Source organism: Asticcacaulis sp. P2_C5 (assembly GCF_056404555.1).
In genome coordinates this window covers 92961-116430 of record NZ_JBFUDU010000019.1, presented here as the reverse complement: position 1 = coordinate 116430, position 23470 = coordinate 92961, and the positions used below count along the sequence as shown (strand labels likewise).

Annotated in this window: 13 protein-coding genes; 5 read left to right on the top strand and 8 right to left on the bottom strand. The window is 61.8% G+C overall.

Annotated elements, in window-relative coordinates:
* Positions 1-23: 23 nt before the first annotated feature.
* Genes AC1DXO_RS24585 through AC1DXO_RS24575 form a run of 3 tightly spaced genes read right to left on the bottom strand, consistent with a single transcriptional unit; the run spans position 24 to position 5046 of the window.
* Positions 24-761, bottom strand: coding sequence for a FadR/GntR family transcriptional regulator (locus AC1DXO_RS24585; RefSeq protein WP_476980853.1), 738 nt, complete (start codon positions 759-761; stop codon positions 24-26).
* 11 nt (positions 762-772) lie between these two features.
* Positions 773-2659 carry an Svx/AvrXca family virulence/avirulence protein gene (locus AC1DXO_RS24580; RefSeq protein WP_476980852.1) on the bottom strand — a complete coding sequence of 629 codons (1887 nt, stop codon included), beginning with the start codon at positions 2657-2659 and terminating at the stop codon, positions 773-775.
* An 8-nt stretch (positions 2660-2667) separates the two neighbouring features.
* On the bottom strand, positions 2668-5046 hold the full coding sequence (locus AC1DXO_RS24575) for a beta-L-arabinofuranosidase domain-containing protein (protein ID WP_476980851.1): 2379 nt from the start codon (positions 5044-5046) through the stop codon (positions 2668-2670).
* Positions 5047-5487: 441 nt separating this feature from the next.
* Here AC1DXO_RS24575 and AC1DXO_RS24570 point away from each other — a divergent pair, with 441 nt between their 5' ends.
* Positions 5488-8241 carry a TonB-dependent receptor gene (locus AC1DXO_RS24570; protein WP_476980850.1) on the top strand — a complete coding sequence of 918 codons (2754 nt, stop codon included), beginning with the start codon at positions 5488-5490 and terminating at the stop codon, positions 8239-8241.
* Positions 8242-8327: 86 nt separating this feature from the next.
* On the opposite strand, the gene AC1DXO_RS24565 is transcribed toward AC1DXO_RS24570, so the two are convergent.
* A complete protein-coding gene (locus tag AC1DXO_RS24565) occupies positions 8328-9845 on the bottom strand; it encodes a tryptophan halogenase family protein (RefSeq protein WP_476980849.1) in 1518 nt (505 codons plus the stop codon).
* 61 nt (positions 9846-9906) lie between these two features.
* A complete protein-coding gene (locus AC1DXO_RS24560; protein ID WP_476980848.1) occupies positions 9907-10608 on the bottom strand; it encodes a DUF6445 family protein in 702 nt (233 codons plus the stop codon).
* A 136-nt stretch (positions 10609-10744) separates the two neighbouring features.
* On the opposite strand from AC1DXO_RS24560, the gene AC1DXO_RS24555 reads away from it, so the two are divergent.
* From AC1DXO_RS24555 to AC1DXO_RS24545, 3 genes are read left to right on the top strand one after another with little or no spacing between them, the layout of a single operon-like run.
* Positions 10745-11332, top strand: coding sequence for a hypothetical protein (locus AC1DXO_RS24555; protein ID WP_476980847.1), 588 nt, complete (start codon positions 10745-10747; stop codon positions 11330-11332).
* Positions 11333-11338: 6 nt separating this feature from the next.
* Positions 11339-11875 (top strand): hypothetical protein, encoded by a 537-nt coding sequence (locus AC1DXO_RS24550; protein ID WP_476980846.1) that lies wholly within the window; start codon positions 11339-11341, stop codon positions 11873-11875.
* A gap of 1 nt (position 11876) precedes the next feature.
* Positions 11877-14108, top strand: coding sequence for a S9 family peptidase (locus tag AC1DXO_RS24545; protein WP_476980845.1), 2232 nt, complete (start codon positions 11877-11879; stop codon positions 14106-14108).
* Here the strand turns inward: AC1DXO_RS24545 and AC1DXO_RS24540 are convergent.
* The 3 genes from AC1DXO_RS24540 to AC1DXO_RS24530 form a co-directional block, all read right to left on the bottom strand.
* Entirely contained in the window at positions 14105-15616 is a 1512-nt protein-coding gene (locus AC1DXO_RS24540; protein WP_476980844.1) for a glycoside hydrolase family 27 protein, read from the bottom strand. The genes AC1DXO_RS24545 and AC1DXO_RS24540 overlap by 4 nt on opposite strands.
* An 88-nt stretch (positions 15617-15704) precedes the next feature.
* Positions 15705-19499 (bottom strand): serine hydrolase, encoded by a 3795-nt coding sequence (locus tag AC1DXO_RS24535; protein WP_476980843.1) that lies wholly within the window; start codon positions 19497-19499, stop codon positions 15705-15707.
* A 90-nt stretch (positions 19500-19589) separates the two neighbouring features.
* Positions 19590-20309, bottom strand: a complete 720-nt coding sequence (locus AC1DXO_RS24530; RefSeq protein WP_476980842.1) for a FadR/GntR family transcriptional regulator — start codon at positions 20307-20309, stop codon at positions 19590-19592.
* 379 nt (positions 20310-20688) lie between these two features.
* Here AC1DXO_RS24530 and AC1DXO_RS24525 point away from each other — a divergent pair, with 379 nt between their 5' ends.
* Positions 20689-23463: a DUF5695 domain-containing protein gene (locus tag AC1DXO_RS24525; RefSeq protein WP_476980841.1), complete on the top strand. Its 2775-nt coding sequence runs from the start codon at positions 20689-20691 to the stop codon at positions 23461-23463.
* Positions 23464-23470 lie beyond the last annotated feature (7 nt).

Genomic DNA, 23470 nt, shown 5'->3' with positions numbered 1-23470 from the left:
CAATGTCCTGTTCTGGTAAGGCGTCAAATACCGGCCATGGAGACCTGGGTGTCCTCCAGCGCCAGCAAAAGGAGGGTAGAGGCGGCGCTGCGCGCGGCCTCCGGATCCTTCAGGCGGATCGCTTCGAACAGGCGATAATGGTCCGGGATGGGATCGCGGGGCAGGGCGCGCTCGCGTTGCTTGAACACCGTCGTCCAGCGGATGGCGGCGCCGATGCCGGACGACAACGAGATCAGGGCATCGTTACCGGTTGCCGAAAGGATAAGATCGTGGAAATGACGGTCGGCGATCCGTCCGGCCTCGGTCGCCAGGGTCGCGGTGCGCATGGTGGCCAGGGCCTCTTCCATCCCGTCCAGTTGCGCTTCGGTTCGCCGGCGTGCGGCCAGGGCGGCGGCGGCCGGTTCGACGACCATGCGCAGTTCGAACAGGTCGTTGATAAAGGCTTCGCTGGGCGTGGCTTCAAAGAACCAGGCCAGGATATCGGGGTCGAGCAGGTTCCAGTGATTTTTCGGGGCGACCACGGTGCCGGCACGCTTGCGGCTGATCAACAACCCCTTGGCCATCAGCATGCGTGTCGCCTCGCGATAGGCCGAGCGCGAAATATGCAGGTGCTCGGCGTTTTCCATCTCGGTCGGGACGCGTTCGCCAGGCTTGTAACGGCCGGACACGATGGCCACGCCGAGGTCGCGCGCCGCCGTCGAGTGCACCAGATGGAAATCCGGGCTGTCGGTCGGCGTCTTGAAGGGAAAAGGAAGCGTCATGCGTCGTTCCTCTATGGCCGCCAGATATAGGCGGGCTTGGCCGTGACTTCGGGTACGGGCGCGGTCAGGTCTGCGCCCTGTTTCGGGTCCTTGGCCGAGTCGGCATCGATGAAGCCGTAATAGACGCCCCTGGTCAGGGTCGGCCCGCCGCGCACCTCGGCATCGCCGCGGACCTGGGCCGCGCCCCCGATCACCGTGCCGGGTTCGAAAGCGCCGGGCCCCTTGAAGATGGTGGCGACTACGGCATTGTCCCTGACGACGACACCGGCATCGATGACCGACATGGCGCCGACGACCGCATTGTCCTGGACTGTACCCTTGATAACGATGGCGTGGTCCTCGATCCGGGCATGGCCTTTCACACTACCGCCCAGCACGCGGGCATAGGGTCCGACCCAGGCCGTGGCGTCGACATGGGCCCCGGCCGCGACCCAGCCGCCGCCATTGCTGTGACGGTGGCCGCCGGCCACCGGGTCGGGTGCGCCGACCTCGAAGCCCTGGGGTTGGGCGCCGGTAAGCTGGACCATCCACGGATAGCGGTAGATGGAATAGTAGGCCTGGTCCCACTGGATCTTTTGCAGTTTGGACGGCGTTCCGACCACGACCATATAGACCGCCTTGTCGCCGGCCTTCAGCGGGAAGATCATCTCGCCGTCCGGACCGCCGACCAGCGGGCTGGTCCGCGAATGACCGGTGGCATCGATCGCCACGACGCCCCAGCGCCAGTCTGAATCGGGTGTGCCCACGGAAGCCGGGTCATTGACCAGGCCGGGCAGGGTGGCTGTCGCCGACGCCGTTTGCACCACGCCTTCGAACTTGACGTCGATCTTCGTCGCCCCCGCGTCGGGGACAAGTTGCACGATATTATAGCCCCAGCGCTGCGGCGCCCAGTCCTGCGGCACCGTGAACCGGCGCTGGGCCAGGTCGATCGGCTCCAGCGGCGTGACGCGCAGCGCCCGGTCGCCATCGCGCTGGTCCATCGCGCCGTATTTGGTGAGGTAGAGCAGGCCCTCGTCATGGCCGTCAGGGTCGGTATAGTCCCAGTTAACATTGGAAAGGGCCCATTCGCCGAAGGCGTCGTTGAGTTCGTCGGCTGACCACGCCTGGTTGCGCGCCAGGACGCTGAGCGGGTCTTCGTCGAGATAGCCGGCCTGTGTCGGCTTCAGGGCATTGGACCAGATGTCGTTGATGGCGGCGTAGCCGAACCTGTCCTTGATGAATTCGAAGAACTGCCAGTTGCAGTAGCGGTCGCGCGTCGAGCCGTAATAGAGATGCGGGTAGTTGACCAGCATCTCGGAACAGTGGACCTCGGTCCTGTGATACTCGTCCATCTGGTGCGCCATCCAGTTGGCGTGGCTTTCCCAGATCCAGCCGACATATTTGCCGTCACGAAAGCCGCGCGTCGACCCCTGCAGGGCGTGGGCGAATTCGTGCGACATGCCCCAGTGGTCCTTGAGCGCCAGCGGCCCGATCCACATGCCCATGTCGCGATCGCCGGTCGGACCGCCCGACAAGCCGAATGTCGGGTCTATATTGATATTGGCCTTGTGCTTGTCGGCTGTGTCACAGAAGGGCTCGGGGAAGGCGACCTTGCCCATGAAGGTCGTCCAGATCAGCTCGAACTCCTGGCCGGCGACTTTGGCGTCATCCAGCCTGACGTCGTCGCCCTTCCAGCGAAAGGCGAAATGTTCCGTTTCATAGCGCACGGTCTGTTCTTCCGGAAAACCGGAAACGACCTTCCAGGCGCCGGCCGCGCACTTGCCGGCCACCGGAGTCACAGGCGGCGTTACGCCTGGTGTCTGGGCCTGGGCCGAACCTCCACCTCCGCCGCATGCTGTGAGGCCGACGATTAAAGGCAGGGTTATGAAAGCGGTGAAGGTCTTCAACAGATGACGCACAGGTGCTCCTAGGCGGATGTCGCCGCATTGGCGGTGAACAGACGTACGCCGAAGACCATGCCGGTCGAGCGATCGTCATGCGGCTGCAGGCGAACAACCACGCTGGTCTTGCCGTCTGTGGCGTTTTGCGGGACGGGATAGTCTTCGTCGAAGAAGGCTCCCGGATGGGGCTTGTTGTGAACGACCGTGGCGACCTTCTCGCCGTCGATCAGGATGTCGAAGCCGCAGCGGTCGTCACCCCAATAGCTTGCCTGCAGTACCAACGGCCCGGCCGGCTTGCCGTCGCGCGCCACCTTCATATTGAAGGACATGAAGCCGCCTTCGCGGGCATCGCGCCCATTGCGGCCGCGATAGGTGCCGGGCCATGAGACGTCCGATTGCAGGTCATGGTCGCGTTCGGCCTGCATTTCGCCGAGATACATGACGTCGAGCGAGCGCGCGGCCAGGTCGCGCTGGCGCGCCTGTTCGGCCGTGAAGGCGGCTTCTTCGGTCGCCCATTCGGCATCGCTGAAGCGTTTGAAATAGATGGCGCTGCGCCGTTCGTACTGGCTGAAGAAGGGCACGATGTCGAGTACGCCCGGCCGGCCGATGCTGTCGGTGCGATAGATGGCCTTTTCGATCGCCACCGGCTTGAACCCGGCGGGCAGGTCGGCGCCGACCAGGGCTGGATCTGTGGCGGCATAGGGCTGGTCCGACGGGCCGAGATCTGCCGCCATGACCATCGGTCCGCGCAGGACGGAGACCAGATTGGGCGCGCCGCTGGCCGCCTCCAGACGGATATCGAGCGGTAGGTCCAGCGCTACCACGTCGCCGGTCTGCCAGACGCGGTCTATCATGGCATAGCCGCGTTCGGATCTGATGTCGGCCGACTTGCCGTTGACCGTCACCCGGGCCGATGTCGCCCAGCCCGGGATGCGCAGCGCCACGGTGAAGCGCGCCGGCCGCCGCAGGTTCGTCACGCTCAGCCGGGCATGACCGTCGAACGGATAGCCGGTATCGAGCCGCAGTTTCGCACCCTGCTCGGCCCAGGCGACGGTCGACGGGATATAGAGATTGACATAGAGGGCGCGGCCGTCCTGCCACCAGATGCTGTCGCCGTGCTTGGCGTGGCTTTCCATGCCGGTGCCCTGGCAGCAGGTGAAGGTGTTTTCCGCGTCGCCGAATTCACGTGCCGCGCCACTGAACAACGGCGTCATATAGGTGAACATGCCCGTCTTCGGGTTCTGTTGCGCCAGGACGTGATTGAGGTGCGCGCGTTCGTAATAGTCGAAATAGCCGGCGTCCGGTGTCCACTGATACATATGCCGCGTCAGCTTCAGCATGTTGTAGGTGGCGCAATGCTCGCAGGTTGCCTCGGTGACGTGTTGAGCGATGCTGTCGGGCTCGAAGAAATATTCGCGGTCGCCATTGCCGCCGATGACGAAGCTGTGGTGGCCGGTGACGCGTTCCCAGAAGAAGCTGGCGGCCGTGCGGTAATCCGCCTTGCCGCTGACCTCGTATAGTCGGGCAAGGCCCAGCAGTTTCGGGATGTTGGTGTTGGAATGGCGGTTGGCCAGCTGATCTTGGCGCTGGGTCAGCGGGTCGAGGATACGCTTGTGATAGAGCCGTTCCGCCAGTTTAAGCCAGCGCGGATCACCGGTGCGGGCATAGAGCTCGGCGAAGGAGTCGTTGAGGCCGCCGTGTTCGCAGTCGAGAACGGTCTGAACCTGCTCATCGTTCAATGCGGCGAAGACACGATCTATGTAGCCGCCCAGGGCGACGCCGACCGTCACAGCCTTGTCGTGGCCGCAGAAAGTCTGGGCGTCGAACAGGCCGGTATAGAGCTTGTGCCAGTTATAGAGCGGGACCCAGCAACCGTTAAGGTCGAAGCCGGCCGACCGGATATCGCCGGCCATGATCTCCGGAAAGATCTCCTTGCCGTCGACGACCGTGCCGTCCTTGCGGTGACGGGTGAAACCGGCGACATAGCCGTCACCCTGCATGCCCTGGACCAGGGCCAGTTCATCAATGATGTAGGCGGCGCGGCGGCGAAGTTCGGCATTGCCGGTCTGGGCGTGCATCAGCGATATGGCCGACAGGTAATGGCCCAGGCTGTGGCCGGCGATGGTGTCGTTTTCCCAGCCACCATAACCCTCGCCCCTGGGCTTCAACCCGGCGCCGGCGCGGAAATTGTGCAGCAGGCGATCGGGGCTAAGGCTCAGAAGATAGGCTTCGTTGACCGTGACTGCCGTCAGCCAGGGCGAGGGCAGCAGACGTACACTCGACAGGGGCAGGGGTGTGACCGGGAGAGCGACCGACTGGGCCCGGACGCTGCTCGCAAAGAAAGGCGCACATCCGAGGGCGGCGATTCCCGTCAGCAGGTCACGGCGTCGGCTTGTGGTCGGCATCGGAAGGCTCCAATTCAGGTCAAATTTGTATACTATATACGACAAATAATGCAAGATGTTGTCTTACAAATGATGCAGTTATTGTCGGAGATTATACGATCGCGTCGGGGCAGGTCCCAAATGTGAGAATTGTCTTTGTCGTGAAAACCGGCCCGCCGTGCCGCAAATTCGCCTCGTGTCTTTATAGTTGTAAGTGAAGCCGGAGTTTATAAAAATATATTTTAAATCAATTATTTAGAGTGGATTTCCGGAGATATTGCGAAGATCCGCAGGCAATGTCCGACATCCGGACAGAATGTGACATGGGCGCCACACTTAATTGTCCTGTTAATGAAAATGCCGTGAAATTGTCGTATATCGTATAAAATATTTTGACGCTGCGCGAAAATTATGCAGACCTAAGCCTACCAAATTGTCAGGGGATAAAGGATCGTGTCTGCCATGAGAACGAAGCGTTGGATATTTGCGACCGGGGGCCTGATTGCGGCCGTCATGTGTGCGCCCGCCGTGGCGCAGGAGGTAACGCCCAAGACCGATACCGCCGCGGCGGCGGCCGATGACGTCGAAGCCATTGTCATTGTCAAGGGCATCCGCAAGAGCCTGCAGTCCTCGGCGGACAAGAAGCGCCGGTCGGCGCAGATTTCGGATACGATTACCGCAGAAGACGCCGGCAAGCTGCCCGACAACAATGTTGCCGAAGCCCTGTCACGCGTCACCGGCGTGCAGATCACCCGTGAACGCGGCGAAGGCGGCAGCGTCGCCATTCGCGGCCAGACCGATATTCAGACGACGATCAACGGCCAGACGTCGAATTCCGGCACCAACCGGGCGATGGGCCTGAACGATATTCCGGCGGACCTGCTGAAGTCGGTCACGGTCTACAAGACGCGCACCGCTGACCAGGTCGAAGGCGGTATTGCCGGCACGGTCAATGTCGAGTTGCGCCGGCCGCTCGACCTGCCCAAGGGCTGGACCTTTGCGGGTAGCGTGCGCAACGTCATGAGCGACGTCGGTGACACCAACAGCCCCTATGCCAGCGCGCTGGTGGCGAACCGCTGGGCGGCCGGGGACGGCGAGATGGGCTTCCTGCTCAACGCGTCGTACCAAAAGAACAATTACGGCGAACAATATGTCGAGAGCGAGACGCCACGTCCGTTCTGGGATGCGCAATATAACAGCCTGTCGCCCGAACTGAAGGCGCTGAACGGCGGCCGTGGTCCGATTTCGGTTTACCGGACGCGTTACGGCGTCGAACGCGGCTATGTCGAGCGGCCGGCGCTGGACGCAGCGTTCCAGTGGCGCGTCAATGAGCACCTGGATTTCGTCCTGGAGGGTTCCAGCTTCAAGGCCGACGAACACCGTCAGATGGACGTTCTCGATGTGCGCCTGAAGGATTCCAATGCCGTCCTGTCCAACGTCGTCATGATGCCCGATGGCAATACGATGAAATCGGCCACCTTTACCGGCACTGACCTGCCGGTCGGTGTGTGGGGCAACGACACGGTATCAGCCCTGAACAACAAGCGCGTCAATTTCGAAGGTCACTGGCACGATGAGCGCTGGACGATCAATGCCAGCATTTCCAGCGAAGACAGCCGTCAGAACTCGCAATGGTATCGCCAGTCGCTGCGTTTCAACACCCTGACCAGCTTCTTCGTCGACATGAATTCGGACCAGACGATCCAGGGGGCGCCCTATGTCATCCTGAACGGCGTCGATCTTGCCGATGTTACCCAATACACCATGCGCGAAATCGAAAACGGCAAGGATTTCCGCAATAGCAAAGAAACCGTGTGGCAGGCCGATGCGACCTATCGCTTCAGCGACGACAAATTCTTCCGCACCTTCCAGGTCGGCGTCCGTCACAGCGATCGCCAGGTCGCCAGCGCCTACGGCTATCGTTATGCCGGTTTCCGGGACGCCAAGACCGTCCTGATGACCAACTTCCCGGGCGGCGATGTATATGACACCGTTTCGGTCGAAGTGCCGGGCTTTGATTCCCCTGTCTGGCACCGCATGAACCTCGACAATATGCTGGCGCATTTCGACGACATCCGCGCCTATGCCAATGACACGACCAAGCGGTCGTATGCTGGCGGCTCCGACGGCGTGCCGGACTGGGCCAACCCGATCGTGACGACGGAACGTTCGCTCGGTTCGTTCGAATCGACCGAAAAGACCTCGGCCATCTACGGCCAGTTCACCTACGGCTTCGATCTTCTGTTCCCGGTCGACGGCACTATCGGCGTCCGCGCGACCCACACCGAAGGCGCCAGCACCACGCAGGCCCGGCCCGGCGCCGATCCGGTTATCGCACCGGTCGACTATACCGACACCCTGCCCAATGTGAACGCGATCATTCACTTTACGCCCAAGGTGCAGCTGCGCCTGGCCTATACCGAAAACGTACAGCGCCCGGGCTTCAACGATGCGACCTCCTGGGCCTCGCTCGATACCTCGCCGACCGGCTGTCACTGCGGCTGGGGTGGCAATCCCGAACTGAAGCCGAATCATGAAACCAGCTACGATGCGTCGCTGGAATATTATTTCGGCCGCGGCGGGGTTCTGTCTTTTGCCACCTATTTGAAGCAGCCCGACGGCTTCATCACCTGGATCCATGACACGGGTCCGGATGGCCACTCCGGCGTACCGGTCCCGGGCTATGACGGTCTGTACGTCATCGACCACCCGCTCAACGCCGGCCCCGGCACCTTCCAAGGCTATGAAGCCAGCGCGCAGGGCTTCTTCGATTTCCTGCCCGGCCGATGGAAGAACCTGGGCGCCAGCGCCAATATCACCTTTAACCAGGTGGCCAAGATCAAGTACTGCTATGACTATCCGGACTGCACGGCTGACGGCGACTTCAACGCGCTCGGCAATTCGCGCATCACCTACAACCTGGCCCTCTATTACGACACGCCTAAGTTCAGCGGCCGGATCGCCTATAACTATCGCGAACGTTATCGCGATGGCTTGGATCAGGAGCTGAACCAGTATTCGCTATATGTCGAACCAACCTCGCGTCTCGATGCGGCCTTCAACTATACGCCGGTCAAGTACCTGACGCTCAGTCTCGAAGCGACGAACCTTCTGCATAACAACACCAAGCGCTGGTGGGGCGAGCAGCAGCTGTTGCCGATGGGTATCCGGGTCCAGGCCCGGACTGTCCAGCTCAGCGCGCGTTTCCGCTACTGATCGATGCGATAACCCAAGAAGGAACGGCCCGCTGTTTTCGCAGCGGGCCGTTTTGTTTGGGCGGAGCGGAAAGCGCTCGAGGATAATCAGGCCCGCACGAGGGACGGGGAGGCGCAAACCTCGGCAATATAGGCTTCGTGCTGCGGCATGACGTTCATGCGGCCCGCCGTGCCTTCCAGCACGCGCTCCATGCGCCAGCGAAATTCGTCCTCTGCCATCTGGTCAGCAAGCGGGCTGTAGGATTTCGGCATCAGCCCCTGACCAGCCAAGACGGCAAACCAACTGGCGTCCTTGAACAGTTCTTCGGCGCGGACCATGGAGGCATTCTGGCTTTCGAATACCGCCATGCGCAGCATAAGACTGTCGGGTATAGCCATATGTTTGACATAGGCCCAGAATGGCGTGTCCTCGCGCGTCGTCACCTTGTAATGGGCGATCAGGAAATCCTTGACATTGTCATATTCGCCCAGCATTTCGAGATTGAAGGCTTCGCGCACCGCATTGTCGATTCCGTTTTTTGGGAAATATTTCAAAAGACGGAAGATACCGGTCTGGACCAGATGGATCGACGTCGATTCCAAGGGTTCGAGGAAGCCGCTGGCCAGGCCCAGGGCCACGACATTGCGGTTCCACATCTGTTTGCCGTGACCGGTCGTAAAGCGGATAATGCGCGGATCGGTCTGAGCCTTGCCGTCCAGGCGCTCAAGCAGCCGTCGGGCGGCCTCATCCTCCGACAGGTAGGCATCACAAAACACATAACCATTGCCGGTGCGGTGTTGCAGCGGAATGCGCCACTGCCAGCCGGCTTCCTGGGCGGTCGAGCGCGTATAGGGCAGAACCGCCTCGGTCTTGTCGCACGGCACGGCAGCGGCGCGATTGCACGGCAGCCACTGGCTCCAGTCGGTATAGCCGCTTTTCAGCGTTTCTTCGATCAGCAGGCCGCGAAAGCCGGAGCAGTCGATGAACAGGTCGCCCGCGACGGTCGTTCCGTCGGCCAGGGTGACGGAGGCGATATCGCCGCTATCGGGGTGTTGCGCGACGCCGACGATCCTGCCTTCGCGACGGACAACGCCCTGGCCTTCGCTGAATTTGCGTAGAAAGCGGGCATAGAGGGCCGCGTCGAAATGGAAAGCGTAATTGACCGGCGGCAGTTTGGGATTGATCTCCTGGGTGCGGCCGAAGCGACCCTGGCGGGCGGCCAGGGTCTGGGGGTTGAACAGACCGAAGTCCGCCGAACCGCCCGATTGCACGTAACGCAGCCAGTAGTGGGTAAAATTCACACCGTTCATATCGATGCCGTAGGCGCCGAATGGGTGGAAGTAATCGCTGCCCGGTGACGACCAGTTGACGAAACGGATGCCCAGTTTGAAGGTGGCGTTCGTTTCCTTCATGAACTGGTTTTCGTCGATCCCCAGGTTCTGATTGAAAAGTTGGATTGACGGCACGGTGGCTTCGCCGACGCCGACCGTGCCGATCTCTTCGGACTCGACCAAGGTCACGCTATAGGTCCGGGTGCCGAGCGCTTTCGACAAAGCCGCGGCGGCCATCCAGCCGGCGGTGCCGCCACCGACAATAACGATCTTCTGGATAAGGCCCTGTGACATAACGCTTTATACTCCTGATGCCGCATAGCGCACCACAGCCGTGCGGGTTTGGCAATATAAATTATACAATTTTGGTTGGGGCCGGCACCAGAAACAGATTGGCAGTCAGGCGTCCTTTGGCCGGGTCGGCGCTGTAGGTGAAATCCGCCGGCACCTGCGCCGTGTGCAGTAGGGCGCCGGAATAGATGAGCAGGCGATTGCAGCGGCCTTCGAAACAGGCCGTCTGTTCGAAGCTGTTGTCGCTGCCCGACATAAAGCGGGGCGCCGGCTCGCCATAGGCCAGCAGGTCGGCGCGCAAGCCTTCGAAAAATGCGTCCTTGCGGTCGGGCGAGATACGCTCGAAACCGGTCCTTCTGTGACGATAAAAGGCGGTTCCGCCCTGGGCCACCGGCGCCAGAAAATGCAGCAGGGCGTATTTGATGTGGCGGATCTCGTCATAATGCGGGATGCGCGTCATCGGATGCGCCTGGAAAGCTGGCAGGGTCATCAGCGACAGGTCGGCTGTGGCGATCCGGAAATCCGCCATATCAAAGACGTCCTGCATGACCGGTTTCACCAGAGCACGCAAGGCCTCGACATAGGCGCGCTCACGTTCGACGCGGGAGCTGAGTTCGCGGCGCACGCCCGGGTAGCTGCTGGTCGTGACGGGCGCGAACGTCTGTCCGGCGGCCAGCTCGCGCACGTCTTCAGGGCGGGGGAGGGCATCGTCGATCATGACGACCTTGTTCCCCTCCAGCCCGATTTCGTGGATTTCGATTTTCATGCTCTTAGGCTAGGCAAAATCACCGGCGGAATCAATGTCGCGGCCTATTATTTGTATATCGTATAAAATATTTGACTGGAGTGAAATTCTGTGGCGATCATGACGGGTGAGCAGTCCGTGTGTAAAAGGTGGAATCATGGCCGTCGGAGACCTTTGCGGCCGCTGGCTGTTGGCACTGGCAGTCGCGATCGGCATCGTCGCTACACCGGCCCTGGCCGAGGACAAGCTGGTCAAGGTGTCGGCCAAGGCGCAGCCGTGGGACACGGGCGTCAATCGCAAATTTCCCTTCGGACGCGATGATGGCCGAGCGGCAGCCATTGCGTTCGGTATCAACCTGAAATTCAATCGGAAACTGAGCCTGACCGCGACCGGCACGACCACGACGGCGCAAGGCGGCGCCAGCTTCGGGCCCAATGGCCAGATCGACTATATCACCGGCTCGACCGCCGGCAATTCAGGTAACGGGTTCCCAAGCCGCTATATCGACCCAAAGGCCGGCGTCGTCCATCTGAACCAGTTGGTCGGTGCCTTTGTAGATGCTGACGGGGCGATTGTCGGCCAGCCCTTCGCCGTTGGTGAAGCTGCCGTTATCGACGTTCCGCCGGATGCTGTGGCCCTGGCGCTGGGGATCAATGACGATATCTATTCCGACAATAGCGGAACGCTGGACGTAACAATTCATTTCAAGGTACCGACCGTCGAAGGTCAGGAAGTGCCGGGGTAGAGAGCCATGAACAGACTATTGGGTGCGGTGTGCGCCGCCTTTGTCGTGCTGGCCGGCAGCGTGCAGGCGCGTGAGGTGAAGGTTGCAGTCGATGCACGTTGCGGGCCATGGTCTATGGCTGCGAACAAAAAGATGAAATACGGCGTCGGCGACGCCCTGCCGCCGGTCATCGTCACCGGACTGCCGGCTGTCACCTTGAGCAAGCTCGAAGTCTATGTCGATGGTACGACCATGGTCGACGGCAAGGTCGTCGACGCTCTGGGCATTGCCGACACCGAGGTCAATGACACGAAGGGCAGGCACGGCAAGTTTTACCCCAGCTTCTACACACCGAAAATCCTCTATCCTGCTCAGGCACACGCTTTGATCGGCGGCTTTGTCGATACTGCCGGCGTATTGGTCAGCCGGCCGTTCGTCATCGGCAACGGCGTCCGTGTGGCGATTCCGGAAAATGCCACAGGCCTGGCCCTGGGCTTCAACGACGAAAGCTTTGCCAGGAACAGCGGCGCGCTATCCGTCACCGTCAACATACCAGAAGAATGATATGACCCGATCCTTTACTGCTCTTGCCTTTGTTCTGGCTCTGTCGGCCCCTGTCGTGGCCACGGCTGCGCCGGCGCCTGACATCGCGACGCGCTATGCCGCAGCCTGGCAGTATGTCCGCGCCGGCGCCCTAGTCACCGACATTGACTTGGCGCCTGTCTATGTCGATGGTGGCAAGGGTGTCGTCTTTCGCCGAGGCGCTGTCAATCAGCAACGGGTAATCTATGCCGACGCATTGACCGGCGCAGAGCAGGAACTGACCAATGCCCCGACGCTGAAGGCGAAACTGCCAACCGATGTCACCGGCGATATCCGTCCGACGGCCTATGATGCCGTGGCAAGACTGCTGAAACTGACCGTCGGCGGCAAGCCGTTCAGCCTGAACCTAGCGACCGGCACGATCGAGGCCATCGCGCCCGAACCGAAGATGGAGGGCGTTGTTTCGCCCGACGGCAAGCGCAAGGTGATCAGCCGCAACTACAATCTCTATGTCATCGACCTGGTGACAGGCGCCGAAACGGCCCTGACGACCGATGGCGTCTACGACCAGCGCTACGGCACCAACTATCCTTTGCTGGGCGACATGGCCGCCGCCAACAGCGAGACACCCGACATGCCGGTGGCGGTCAACTGGTCGCCGGATTCGAAAAGTATCCTGACCTATCGCCTGGTGCGCAACGGGTCCTACATCTGGCACGCCGTCCAGCAAACCCCGCCAGGCAGTCGTTTTCCGCGTGAGTTCACCTATGTCTATCCGACCGCCGGCGCGAAGAATGTCCCGCAGTTCCAGCCGGTTTTGATCGATGTCGCGACGGCCAAGGTCCGCGATCTGGGCGTCCCTGCGCTCGACATGTTGTGGCCGGGCGATCCACCTTTGTGGTGGGAAGGCGATCATATCCTGTATGAGTGGACCAAGCGGGGTTACGGCGAGGTCGACCTGATGGAGATTGACCCGGTGACCGGCATACCGGTGACACGCGTCCGCGAAGCCATGAAGCCCCTGGTCACTGTCACATCCAGCGGCCGCCAGAGCGCACCGGAACTGGGCGGTTATCTCAACCTGTCCGAACGCAGCGGCTGGGAACAGCTCTATTTCGTCAAAAAGGGCGAGGACCCCAACGGCGGCCGCGCCCTGACCAAGGGCGAATGGGAAGTTTCGCAGATCGTTCGTGTCGCGGACAACGGGCCGGTCTGGGTGATCGGCAATGGCCGCGAAAAGGGTATCAACCCCTACTATAACAGCTTGTACAAGGTCGGCATGGATGGCGCGATCGTCAATCTGACGCCCGAACCGCTCGACCACAATGTCATGCTGGCCGATGACGGAAAGACCTTCGTCGACCGTATGTCGGACGTCACCCATCCAACCCTGATCCTGCTGCGTGATCTGGGGGACGGCCACGTCATCGCCACCTTGGGACAGGCTGATCCGGCGGCCCTGCTGGCTACGGGCTTTACGCCGCCCGAGCCGTTCCATACCCTGGCCGATGACGGCAAGACCATGCTGTATGGGACGATTTTCCGGCCGAAGAACTTCGATCCGTCGCGCACCTATCCGGTCATCGACTATGTCTATACCGGGCCGACGACGCACAATTCCGACACCACCTATCGTGAGGCCTTGAGCTCAGTCAACGCCATGGCGCAGATCGGCGCCATCGTCGTCGAGATCGACGGTCGCGGCACCTCCCAGCGCGGCAAGGCGTTCCGCGATCCGGCCTATCAGAATATGGGTGAGGTCGGTATCGACGACCACATCTGGGTGCTGAAGGCGATGCAGAAACAGTATCCGTATTTCGACCTGAACCGGGTCGGGGTCTATGGTCACTCGGCCGGCGGATACGACACAGCGCGTTTCGTGCTGCGTCGGCCGGATTTCTACAAGGTCGGCGTGGCGTCGTCGGGCAACCAGGACCTGCGTCTGGACAAGGCGTGGTGGCCGGAAGTGACCATGGGCCTGGCCGACGACGCGACATGGGAGCGCAATTCCAATGTTTCGGTCGCCGGCAATCTCAAGGGCAAGCTGATGCTGATGCACGGCGATATCGACGATAATGTGCCGATCGCCGCCACCATGGCATTGGACAAGGCTTTGATCGATGCCGGCAAGCCCCATGACCTGGTTATCTTCCCCAACCGGACGCACGATACCTACACGCCCTATTTCTGGCGCCTGCACTTCGACTATTTCACCATCAACCTGCTGGGTGAAGCGCCACCTCCGGCGCCTTAAGGCGTGATCTTCAGCAGGACGACGCCGTGGGCTGGGATGACAAGGGTATGGCCAGTCTCAACCTTGAGATCCTTGGCCAGCCATATATCGCGGATATGAGACGGTTTCAGGCCCAGTTCGGACCAGTTGACGGCGGTGTTCGCCTCCGCTTCGCCGCGGTTGAAAATCCCGACCGCGGTTGAGCCGTCGGTGAGCTTTTTAGTCCAGATCTCGATCGAGCCATCTTTTTTGACGGGCAGGCCCTGGATGCCCAGCCTGTCCTGGTCGATGGCGATGACGTCGCGGTTGGTCAGCATGGCGACCGTTTCGGGCGTCATGTCGCGGACATCATTGCCAAGAATGAAGGGGGCTGCCATCAGCGCCCACAGGCTGAGATGGGTACGGTATTCGTCTTGGCTCATGCCGCCATTGCCGACCTCGAGCATGTCGGGGTCGTTCCAGCGGTTGGGACCGGTATGGTTGGGCATGCCGTTCTTGTCGAAGCCGATCTTCGCCATGGTGGCATACTTGTCTTCGATGTCGCCGGTCGTGCGCCACAGGTGGCCGTTGACGTCGCGGCCCCACGATCCGACGTTGAAACGGCCGTATTCGCACAGACTGTACACGATGTTGCGACGCGTGGCGGCCAGGGCCTCACCCATCTGCTGGTAGGTCGCGTAGACCGTATCAGGCGTATTATAGAAGGCTTCGCCGGAGCACAGGTCATATTTCAGGTAGTCGATGCCCCAACCGGCGTAGGTTTGCGCATCCTGCTCGACGTGACCATAGGAGCCTTCGTAGCCGGCACAGGATTTGGGCCCGGGAGAGGTGTAGATGCCGAGCTTCAGCCCGCGGGCGTGAACATAGTCGGCCAAAGCCTTCATGTCGGGGAACTTGGCATTGGGCTGCAGGACGCCTTGGGCGTCGCGTTGGCCCTGCCAGCCATCGTCGATATTGATATAGACATAGCCGGCGTCACGCAGGCCGGACGCAACCATGGCATCGGCGATCTGACGGACGGTCTTGTCGTCAATGGCGTCGGCAAAGCGGTTCCACGAACTCCAGCCCATGGGCGGGGTCGGCGCCAGGTTGGTCGGGGCGACGACGCGGCGCGGGGGCAGGGCGGTCGTCTTGAAGTCGAGCGCTCTTATCTCGGCCTCGCTGCCCTTATGCGCCGTCAAGTCGAAGACCGAATCCCAGAGCTGGCCCGCCATGCGGACGTGATCGCCTTCCTGAATCAGGCTTATGCTGTATTCCGGCACGCGCGGATTGCCGTTGAAGATATGGAAGGTCATCTTGTCGCCGTCGGTACGGATATCTTTCATGGGAAGATCGCCGTACCAGTGCGACGTGATCGTGCCGTTGTAGTGACCATTGTCTTCCATGACGACGATGCGGGTAAAACCCGGCATATCCGGCGACGAGTCGAAGACCCAGGCGCCGGTGACCGGTGCGGCCAGGGCGGTGCTCGCCCACAGAAGGCTGCACAGAAGGGTGGTGGTCAGGGCTATAGTCTTCTGGCGTCGCATGGTGGGTCTCGCTCTGCAGGACAATATCGTATACAGTATCCATATTTAACTCGGCCGTCCAGCGAGAAAGCTTGATGTTGCGGCTGGGTTATGGCCCGGCGCCCAGGGCTTTCAGCGCCTGGCGCCCGTTGTCGTTGCCGGGGTTGAGGCGCAATGATGTCCGGTAGCTGGCGATGGCGTTCGCCGTGTCGCCCGCCTTGGCATAGGCTTCGCCCAGGGAATCATGGACATTCCACTCACCGGGCCAGGCCTCGACATTGAGCTTGAAGATCTCGATCGCGCCGGCAAGGTCGCCGGTGCGCAGCAACTGATAGCCCATGCCATTGAGCTGACGCAGCGACAGGTCGTAGCCGGCCGGTTCGTCGCGGCGCAGGCGACGGTAGAGCGCCACGGCAGCTGCTACGCCCTCGCGTTTATAGACGGCGTAAAGTGGTATGGCGATATCGACCTGTGGGCATGGAGCGGCGGTGGCTTGCCAGCGCCGCCACAGGCACAGGACATCGGCGATGACGGCGCTGCCGTTGGAGCTGTTGGTCATGATGACGATGCCGTCGCCGGTCGCCGGAATAATCTGGTACAGGCTTTCCCAGCCGCGGTTGGAACCGCCGTGGCCGATGCCCGTCTCGCCGTTGAATTGCTCCGGACGGACCGTGTAGCCGTAGCCATATTGCGGATCGGGGCCGAATGGGTCTGCGTCGGCCCAGCGTGAGTTCGGCGCCGCAGTTTCCATGGCGGCCAGGGTCTCGGGTTTCAGCACGCCGCGTCCGGCCGTCGGGCCGTGCTCCTGGGGCAGGGCGGCGGCGGCGAAGGCGGCCAGGTCGTGAACATTGGTCGTCAGGCCGGCAGCGGCCAGTTCGTTGTAGCGCAAGGCCGGCTGAGGGTTGCCGAGGGCGTCGTAGCCGGTGGCCATGGCCACCGGATCGCCGGGCAGGCCGTACCGGGTCTGCGTCATGCCGAGCGGCCGGAAGACGGTTTCGGCCGTATATGTGGCGAACGGCTGGCTGGTGACGTCCTCGACCAGCAAGGCCAGGATCATGTAGTTGGCGCCGGAGTAGCGAAAGCCGGCGCCCGGCTGGGAGATGACGCGGACTTCGCCCGTGCCGGTCTTGCCGGAGAGGATGTCAGTGATGGCCGGCAGCGGCGTGGCCGGGTCCCAGCCGTGAAAATCGTGCTCCGAAATACCGGAGGTGTGGCTGAGCAACCGCCGGACCGTCACCTGGCCGTTGTCGAAATCTGACGGCGGCAGGTGCCAGCGCTTGAGATAGGTGTCGACCGGCGCGTCGAGGTCGATGCGGCCCTGTTCGGCCAGGCGCATAACCGCCCAGGCGGCCGGCGACTTGGAGATCGAGCCGGCATTGAACGCGGTGTTGACGGTCATAGGGCGCGCCGCCGCGACGTCGGACAGGCCGAAGCCTCGTGTCCACACGACCTTGCCGTCGTGGATGACCGCCACAGCGGCGCCGGGGACGGCGTAACGGGTCAGCAGGTCCGGCATCGATGCCGCGATATCCTGTTCCAGCACCGCGACAGATGGCCCGGCCGTTTCTGTATCGTTTTGGACCGTGTCGTTTGGGCCAGCGGCTACCAATGTGTCCTCCGGGCCGGTCAGGCGGACCTCCTGGAGAACCCATTGGTAGCCACTACCCGGTGGATTGGCGGCGAAGTCGGTGCCCATATACAGGTTGGAGAAGTTGGCCGAATAGGAGAGCCAGGCCGTCTTTCCGTCGGGGCTGATGAACTTCGACGGGAAGTTGACGAAATAGGCCTGTTCACCGAAGTCCTTCATATAGGTGACCAACTTCCACGGTCCGGTCATGGCAGCGGATTCGAGGATGTAGGTATTGAACTTTCCGACCGTGGTGGTGCCATCGGTGATCGCCATCAGGTATTTTCCCAGCGGCGCGTCATAGGTCATGGCTACCGAGCCCATATGATTGTTCCAGCGCAGCAGCGGCTTGATCCGTGTGAAGTCGTGGGTCCACAGGGGTTGGCCAGCGGAGTCGTAGCCGGTGAAATATTCGTAGGCCGAAGCATCGTCGATGGTCGCCGGATCGGGCGTGACCCGCGCCAGATAGATTTCGTCGGCCGTGATCCAGCTGAGGTTGGCGTCGCGATCCTGCGGATCTGGATCGGACGCGCCATGGGCGACCAGATAGGCCTTGCCGTCGGGTGAATATTGCATGTTGCGGCCGAAATCGACGAAATGGGGCACGCCCATCTTCACCTTGCTGCCGCGTCGGGCGGGCTCGGGAAACAGGGGATTGTCCGGCGTGTGGCGGGTTTCGCGCCAGGTCGCGCCGTTGTCGGTTGAGGTGCGAAATCCGATGAACGGACCCAGAACATCCCAGTTGAGTTTCTTGTCCGGCGACTGGTCCAGGGCATAGGTGCCGTAATACCAGACGCCGTTATGCACGAGGCTGCCGGCCGGATAGCGCCCGCCGTAGGGCGCGGCGCTGGCTGTGACGGTGCCGGCGCCGGTGATGGTCAGATGCAATGGATCGTCGCCGGTGATGGTGGCGTAGCCAGTAGTCGCCTCCGCGCCCTTGTAGGACCCCGAGCCAATGTCGCCGACCATGCCATCGGTCCATGGCGAATAGAGATTGCCGTCGGCGGCCCAGGACGGGTACCAGGTGTCGGCCGTTGTGTATTGCGCGTGGCGGCCCGTGAAGGTGATCCCGGTCAGGGTTTGAGACGCTTCGAACGGGATATCGGCCGGCGGTTGCGACGGCCAGGCGGCAGGCAGAGGGGCGGGTTTCAGCGCGGCATGGACGGTCAGAGCGATCGTCTCAAGCTCGCTCTGGGTTTTGAAACAGGCGTCATTGGCCAGCAGGACATAGGCTTCACGGCTGTCGGGGAAGAGGATGACCTGACTCGACATGCCGTAGAGCCCGCCGCTCTGCCAGATTTTGCGGTCCCAAACCTTGCCTTCAATGTCCGATGTCGTCGCCATGTTCCAGTTCATGCCGCGCCCGTAATTGCTCAGGGTCCCGGCGATGACGGTGTGCGATTGGCGGATGAGGGGATCGCTTTCGTCGAGGTGCCAGGTGGCGTAGCGGATCATGTCTTCGGTGTCGGAATAGAGTCCCCCAGCGGCCCCGGCATTGGCCAGGTGATAGGGGGTGGGGCGACCTGTGGCGCCATAGCCCTGGGCGAGATAGCGGCGGTCGAGGGGGCGGACACTCAGGGCGGTATGTTTCATGCCCAGGGGCGCGGTGATATGGCGATTCAACAATTGGCCGTAGCTGTCGCCATAGACCTGTTCCAGGCCGAAGCCGACCAGCTTCATACCGATATTGGAGTAGTTGAAGGTGGTGCCCGGCGTCGCGGCCAGCTTGACCTGATGCAGTTCGCGCAGGTAGCGCGCCCGATCGTAATCGCGTTCGCGTGCGATCAGCTTGTCCGGCAGGGTGTCGAAATCGGGGTTTTGAAACAGGTCGGAATTGTCCGGAATGTCGCGCGGCATGCCCGAGGTGTGAGCCGTCAGGGTGCGCAGGGTGATCGGCTTGCCATCCAGCTCCAGGTTCGGATAGGGCTCTGCGAGATAGCTGCGGAAATCACCGTCGAGGGTCATCCTGCCGTCCAGGATCGCTTTGGATGCAAGCACCCCGGTGAAGGTCTTGGTGACCGAGCCGATCTCGTACAGGGTCCGTTGCGTCGGCAGGGAGGGACGGCTTTTCGACGTCGTGCCGTAATTGTAGAAACGTGTCGTGCCGCGGTTATAGACGGCCATGGACAGGCCGACATGACAACTGTCCTTGAAGAAGGTCTCGGCCGCTGTTGCGACGATGCCGTCCTGCGGGGTGGTCGGGAGATTGTTAGCCGGCGTGGCGATGGCTGGCAGGGCTGCCCATGCGACGACGGCGGTGAGGCATAAGGCTTTCATGACAGACTCCGGCCTGAAGTTATGGCCCGGCTGGGCGGCTCAGGCACCTAAACCTATCATACAGGTTTTGGCAAGACCTGTATGATAGGTTTAAGTGGTGCCGGCAAGGTCGAGGGCGTGGATCGTGTCGTCGAAATGCGTTGCCATGGCACTTTGGGCCCCTGCGACATCCTGGTCGGCGACGGCGCGCGCGATGGCTTCGTGGACCGCGATCATCTTCCAGCGTCCGGCCTCTCCGTCGCGGCTGGTCCAGCCGACAGGCCAGTTGGCGCGGCTGACCGATTCGAAGGCGCGTACCATGGTGGTGAACATCGGATTGCGCGTCGCTTCGGCAATGGCGCCGTGCAGTTTCAGGTCGTGTTCCATGACGGCCTGGGCGTCGGCGAAGTCGCGGCGCATGCCGGCGGCGTGGGCAAGGATAGTGGCGGCTTCCGGCTGCGTCCGGTTCCGGGCAGCCAGGGCGGCGGCGCTGACCTCGACCGAGCGGCGGACGGCCAGGACCTGCTGGACCGAAACATGATGAGTGTAGACGACGTGGTCGAACATCATGCTGAAGACAGCATGGTCCGGCACGGAGACGCGGGCCGCCCGGCCGTTGCCGATGTCGAGCACGCCCAATGCGGCCAGGGAGCGGTTGGCTTCGCGCACCACCACGCGGGACACGCCCAGGCGTTCGGTCAGTGCGTTTTCACTGGGCAGGCTTTCGCCGACGCGCAGATTCTCCTCGCGGATCAGCGTCATGATGCCGGCGACCGTCCGGGCTACCAGGTTTTGCGGATGATGGGCGCTGCTGTCGACCGTATCGGCCAATGTTCGATCCTGCCGTGCTGGTGGGCGCCGCCTGTCGTTGCGGAAGACGCGAATCATATACGAGATGGCGGCGGATGAGAAGCTGAGCGGAATGGCCAGGGCGAAGCGTGGTCAAGGCACAAATAGTTTTTGATAAAGGGTTGAACCTGTTGCCGATCAGGCGCGAATCCAAAATCGTATAATTTATATTTGACGGCGATGGCGGGAGGTGTTTTAGATAACTCAGTCAATTGGTCCCCTCCGGGTCAGTTTGCATCCCTGGTCCCAAGGTAGGCCTCCCGCTGCGGGATCCACTCTAAGCGTCCGTCAGGCAGACGACCTGTGAAAGGCCTGCGGGCGGACGCTTTTTTTGTCGCGTACACTAAGGAGACCGCCCGTCATGCCGCACCCCCGCCTGAAAGCCAGTCTCCTGGCCGTCGCCCTGGTGCTGGCGGTTCCCCATGCCGTCATGGCGGCGGATACCACCACGTCCGGCACCACAGCGGTACAGTCGTGGAACAGCCCCGATGCTCAGACAACGATTTTCGAGACGCCGGATTTCATCCTGTCGCTGCAGGACAGTTCGCAGACCCTGGTGTCGCTTGTTCCCAAGGGGGTTGGTGGCGGGTTCGATTTCGCTCCGTCCAACCGCTTTACCCAAAGGTTGGGCGACGGCAATTATCGCCTGGGTGATCTGGACCTGCGCCTGCGTTTCGAAGGCGACGCGGACTGGACGGATCATTCGACGGCGTTTCGACGTGTCAAGGTCAAGGCGCTGGCCAGGCCGAAAGGGGCATTGGCCGCGGCCGATATCACCGCCAGCCTGGGCGACAACATGCCGCTGAAGGTTGTTCGCACCTGGCAGGTGGTGAACGGTCAACTGGTGCTGCGCTTTACGCTGAGCAATCCCTCGAAGAAGAAGGTCGAAATCGGCGGCCTGGGCATGGCCATCGTGTTTGACAATATCATCACCGGCCGCGACCTGGACCACGCCCACGACGTCGCGTCATTCTACGATCCCTATGTCGGTCTGGACGGCGGTTATCTGCAGGTCAACCGCCTTAACGGTCAGGGGCCGTCGCTGCTGGTTCTGCCGCAGACCGATACGGCGCGATTCGAACTGTACAAGCCGATCCTCAATGAGCGCAATCCCGACAAAAGCCTGAAAATCTATAACGATGCCGAACCGCGCAACATGACCTTCGAGGGCTTTTACGACTGGATGGTCGCGTCAAAGGGTTTTGCCGATACGGAGTGGAAGGGCGTCGAGCAGTGGAATGCGCCGAGCACGATGTGGGTGATGCCTGGGGCTTCGGTCGATGTCGCCGTGCGCTTCGTGCTGGCGCCGTCCATCCGCGACATCGAGCCGACCCTCATCAAAAACAGCCGCCCGGTCGCCGTCGGCTTGCCGGGCTATGTCGTGCCGACCGACATGGAGGCTGCCCTGTTTTTGCACGCCGCCCACCCGGTGCGATCGATCGCCGTCTTTCCGCAGGGCGCGCTGGAGATCGGCGCGGCGGAAAAGGTGAAGTCGGGCTGGGTGCGCTATGCCGTGAAGGGAAAAATGGCCGGCCGCGCCCGCCTGACGGTGACCTATGGCGATGGTTCGGTGCAGACCGTGCACTATCTGGTGACCAAGCCTGAGGCCGAGGTCGTGGCGGATATGGGCCATTTCCTGACGACCCGACAATGGTATGACGATCCGAAGGACCCGTTCGGCCGCAGCCCGTCGATCATGGGTTATGACCGCGACGACAACCACATCATCACCCAGGACAACCGCGTCTGGGTGGCGGGCTTGAGCGACGAGGGCGGGGCCGGATCGTGGCTCGCCACCATCATGAAGCAGCTCGACAATCCCGACCCTGCCGAGGTGGCGAAGTTTGAGACCTTTGCGGATGAGACGCTGTGGGGGAAGATTCAGGCGGCGAGCGGCGATGATCAGTATGGCGTGCGCAAGTCGGTGCTATATTACGATCCGGCGGGGATGCCGGAGGGCACCTATGATGCGAAGCTGAACTGGAAGACCTGGTCGGCGTGGGATCGCGAAGGGGCGGCGGATCTCGGCCGGTCGTACAACTATCCGCATGTCGCAGCGGCGTGGTGGACGCTGTATCGCCTGGCGCGCTATCACGACGGGCTGACGACGCGCGAAACCTGGCAGACCTATCTGACGCGGGCGGCGGAAACCACCAAGGCCATGATGACCAAGGCGCCGTACTATACGCAGTTCGGCCAGATGGAAGGCGACGTCTTCGTCTATATCCTGCAGGACCTCAAGCGCGAGAACATGACGGCGGCGGCGGCGGAGATCGAAGCCATGATGAAGGGGCGCGCCGATCACTGGGCGACGCTGAAATATCCCTTCGGTTCAGAAATGCCGTGGGATTCGACGGGCCAGGCCGAGGTCTATATGTGGTCGCGCTATTTCGGCGATAGCGCCGCGGCAGAGTCGACGCGCGAGGTCATTCTGGCCTACGATCCGGCGATCCCGCACTGGGGTTATAATGGTTCGGCACGACGGTTCTGGGATTTTCTCTATGCCGGCAAGACGTCGCGCATTGAGCGCCAGCTGCATCATTACGGCTCGTCGCTGAATGCTATTCCTTTGTTCGACGCCTATCGCGCCAATCCGGCCGATTTCCAGCTGTTGCGTGTCGCCTATGGCGGGCTGATGGGGTCGCTGACCAATATAGATTCCGAAGGCTTTGGCGCGGCGGCGTTTCACTCGTTTCCCGACGCCATGCGCTGGGATGGCATGAATGGCGACTACGGCATGAGCTTCTACGGTCACGCGGTGTCGGCGTCGTCGTACCTGGTCGATCATCCGACTTTCGGCTGGGTCGGCTTCGGTGGCAATGTAATGCAGTCGGGTGGCGTTGTGACCCTGGTGCCGAAGGACAGTGCGCGCAGCCGGGTATTTATCGCCCCGGCCGGTCTGTGGCTGACGCTAAATGCCGGCAAGTTCGACAGCGTGGCCTATGATCCGAAGACAGGGCAGGTCACGGTGCACCTGGCGCCGGGAGGCGCCAACACGCCGGATGCCTGGCTCAATGTCGCAACGACGACCAAGGACGGCAAGCCGTACAGGGTGGTGTCGCCGGTCGTGGCTGAGCGCGGCCTCTACAAGGTAGCGCTGACTGCGACCGGCGCCGTCGTCCAGTTACAGCCATGACCGGGAG

Bases quoted from the DNA above. Each gene is read 5' to 3' on its own strand.
- AC1DXO_RS24545 (WP_476980845.1), top strand. From the start codon at position 11,877: ATGACCCGATCCTTTACTGCTCTTGCCTTTGTTCTGGCTCTGTCGGCC.
- AC1DXO_RS24575 (WP_476980851.1), bottom strand. From the start codon at position 5,046: ATGCCGACCACAAGCCGACGCCGTGACCTGCTGACGGGAATCGCCGCC.
- AC1DXO_RS24550 (WP_476980846.1), top strand. From the start codon at position 11,339: ATGAACAGACTATTGGGTGCGGTGTGCGCCGCCTTTGTCGTGCTGGCC.
- AC1DXO_RS24570 (WP_476980850.1), top strand. From the start codon at position 5,488: ATGAGAACGAAGCGTTGGATATTTGCGACCGGGGGCCTGATTGCGGCC.
- AC1DXO_RS24560 (WP_476980848.1), bottom strand. From the start codon at position 10,608: ATGAAAATCGAAATCCACGAAATCGGGCTGGAGGGGAACAAGGTCGTC.
- AC1DXO_RS24565 (WP_476980849.1), bottom strand. From the start codon at position 9,845: ATGTCACAGGGCCTTATCCAGAAGATCGTTATTGTCGGTGGCGGCACC.
- AC1DXO_RS24540 (WP_476980844.1), bottom strand. From the start codon at position 15,616: ATGCGACGCCAGAAGACTATAGCCCTGACCACCACCCTTCTGTGCAGC.
- AC1DXO_RS24585 (WP_476980853.1), bottom strand. From the start codon at position 761: ATGACGCTTCCTTTTCCCTTCAAGACGCCGACCGACAGCCCGGATTTC.
- AC1DXO_RS24555 (WP_476980847.1), top strand. From the start codon at position 10,745: ATGGCCGTCGGAGACCTTTGCGGCCGCTGGCTGTTGGCACTGGCAGTC.
- AC1DXO_RS24525 (WP_476980841.1), top strand. From the start codon at position 20,689: ATGCCGCACCCCCGCCTGAAAGCCAGTCTCCTGGCCGTCGCCCTGGTG.
- AC1DXO_RS24535 (WP_476980843.1), bottom strand. From the start codon at position 19,499: ATGAAAGCCTTATGCCTCACCGCCGTCGTCGCATGGGCAGCCCTGCCA.